At 64.8% G+C, this 2,327-nt stretch carries 2 protein-coding genes and 2 pseudogenes; 1 reads left to right on the top strand and 3 read right to left on the bottom strand.

Features of this window, described 5'->3' with window-relative positions:
• The 3 genes and pseudogenes from SE91_RS37830 to SE91_RS27725 form a co-directional block, all read right to left on the bottom strand.
• Positions 1–422 (bottom strand): annotated as a pseudogene (locus tag SE91_RS37830) (tetratricopeptide repeat protein); the annotation flags it as partial.
• A gap of 15 nt (positions 423–437) precedes the next feature.
• Positions 438–1,448 carry an aldo/keto reductase gene (locus SE91_RS27730; RefSeq protein ID WP_060734715.1) on the bottom strand — a complete coding sequence of 337 codons (1,011 nt, stop codon included), beginning with the start codon at positions 1,446–1,448 and terminating at the stop codon, positions 438–440.
• A 297-nt stretch (positions 1,449–1,745) separates the two neighbouring features.
• Positions 1,746–2,171, bottom strand: coding sequence for a PaaI family thioesterase (locus SE91_RS27725; RefSeq protein WP_061851361.1), 426 nt, complete (start codon positions 2,169–2,171; stop codon positions 1,746–1,748).
• A gap of 64 nt (positions 2,172–2,235) precedes the next feature.
• Here SE91_RS27725 and SE91_RS38325 point away from each other — a divergent pair.
• Positions 2,236–2,327 (top strand): annotated as a pseudogene (locus SE91_RS38325) (NUDIX hydrolase); the annotation flags it as partial.

Here is a 2,327-nt window from a genome sequence, read left to right as displayed (position 1 = left end):
GCCATGCCGGAGAATGCGAACAGGCCGAAGGCGCCGAGCGGCAGCGACAGCACCACCGCATCGCGCGGCCATGCCTCGACATGCTGGCGCATCGCCGCAATCGCCTCCGGCAGCCGTCCCTCGATCGCCAGCGCCAGCGTCTCGACATGCGAGCGCTCGCGCTCGGTGCCGCGCCTGGTCACGAGCTCACGTGCCACCGCCGCCTTCTGCCGTGCGAGATCGCCCTGCTGGTAGAAGGCGTGCACGCGGGCGCGGGCGATATGGGCCAGCGCGAAATCCGGATCGATTGCAATCGCCCGCTCCAGCGCCTCCGCCGTGCCGGTCCACCCCGCGAGCATGAGATCGACGCCGTCACGATAGCTGAATGCTGCCTCGTGCGACGAGGTGGAGAGCGGCAGTCCCAAACGATCTTCGAGCGGCATGGCCGTTTCCTCGGTTCACGCCGTCCGCGCGCGGCGTCCTTCGATCGGGTAGGCCGGGTCGTTATAACCCGGCGTCGACGGATGGCCCGGCACGACCAGGCGATCGATGATTGCTTCGTCATCCGCAGTGAAGCGGTAGTCGAGCGCGCGGATGTAGTCGTCCCACTGCTCTTCCGTCCGGGGTCCGGCGATGATGGAGGTCACGAACGCGGAGTTCAGCACCCAGGCGACCGCGAACTGGCCGGCGGTGATGCCTCTCTTCTCGGCGTGGGCTTTGATCTCCTGCGCGAGCTGAAGCGATTCCGGCCGCCATTCGGTCTGCATCATGCGAGTGTCGTTGCGACCCGCGCGCGTGTCCTTGTCCGGCGCGGCGTCAGGCTTATACTTGCCGGTGAGCACGCCGCGCGCCAGCGGGCTGTAGGGCACGATACCGAGACCATAGTAAGAGCAGGCCGGAAAATGCTCGACCTCGGGCATGCGGTTCATCGCGTTGTAATAAGGCTGGCTCACCGCGGGCCGGTCGATGCCGAGCCGGTCGCAGATGTTGCAGATCTCGGCGACGCGCCATGCGCGGTAGTTCGAGACGCCGAAATAGCGCACCTTGCCGGCGCGGATCAAATCGCCCATCGCGCGCACCGTCTCCTCCAGCGGCGTCGCATGATCCTCCTTGTGCAGATAGTAGACGTCGATGTGGTCGGTGCCGAGCCGCGTCAGGCTCTCGTCCGCGGCCTGCAACACCCAGCGCCGCGACAGCCCGCCGCGATTGGGATCGTCACCCATGGGATTGGCGAGTTTTGTCGCGAGCACCCAGGCGTCACGGTTGCTGGCAATGGCGCGGCCGACGACCTCTTCGGAGGCACCCTTTGAATAGGCATCCGCCGTATCGATGAAATTGATGCCGGCATCGCGTGCCTTCGCGATAATCCGATTGGACGCGGCTTCGTCGGTCGGCCCGCCGAACATCATGGTGCCCAGACAAATCGGCGACACTTTCAGGCCGCTGCGGCCGAGCTGGCGGTATTGCATGGGCTGTCCTTGCTGCTTCTGCTGACAACAGCATAGCTGTCTCACTCAGTCATTGCGAGCGCAGCAAAGCAATCCAGAGATGCGTCCGCGGAAAGATGCTGGATTGCTTCGCTGCGCTCGCAATGACGGTGAGGGTAGGGGCGCGCGCCTCGGCGTCATCGCCCGCGAAGGCGGGCGATCCAGTACTCCGAGGCGGTCGTGATAGAGCCGAGAGGCTGCGGCGTACTGGATTCCCCGCCTACGCGGGGAATGACAGCGGTGGGTGTGGTTGGCTGCAGCGGCAGCCAAGCAGAGCGCCTATCCCGGCCCCTTCAGGATCTTGAACACGCCATTCGCCATCACAATGCAGCGGTCGTCCACCGTCACTTCGGTGCTCATGAAGATCAGGCTGCGGGTCGAGCGGACCACGCGCGGGCGGGAGATCAGGATGTCGCCGATCTGTCCGGCCTCGACGAAATGGGTGTCGAGCTGCACCGTCGCCAAGTACTCCTTGCCGGAGACGTAGCGGGCGGACATGCCGCAGGTACGATCGGCGAAGGTCATCATCACGCCGCCCTGGACCATGCCGCGGCGATTGTGGTGCTTCTCTTCGGTGGCAAGCGCGAATTCGACATGGCCGTCGACCTTGCGTTCCCACAAGGGACCGATCAGGTGCAGGAAGCCCGTGGTCTCCAGGATGCTCCAGCCGTCTGATTTCAGCCTTGCGGCGGTCTTGCTCGTCATCTCGTCGTCCATTCCTGCTTGCGTACTCATTTCATCGAGGCCGGACGTGGTGTAGTCAAGCATCATGAGACCGTTCGACGATGCCACACGGCGGAATATCGCTGATGCGTGCGCCGCCTTCGCGCGCTTGCCTGAGCAGGATGCGCCGTCGCCATT

The sequence above is a fragment of the Bradyrhizobium sp. DOA1 genome, from assembly GCF_001593325.1.
Classification (GTDB): domain Bacteria; phylum Pseudomonadota; class Alphaproteobacteria; order Rhizobiales; family Xanthobacteraceae; genus Bradyrhizobium.
The sequence above is the reverse complement of the archived record's forward strand: the minus strand, read 5'-3'. Positions and strand labels throughout refer to the sequence as shown.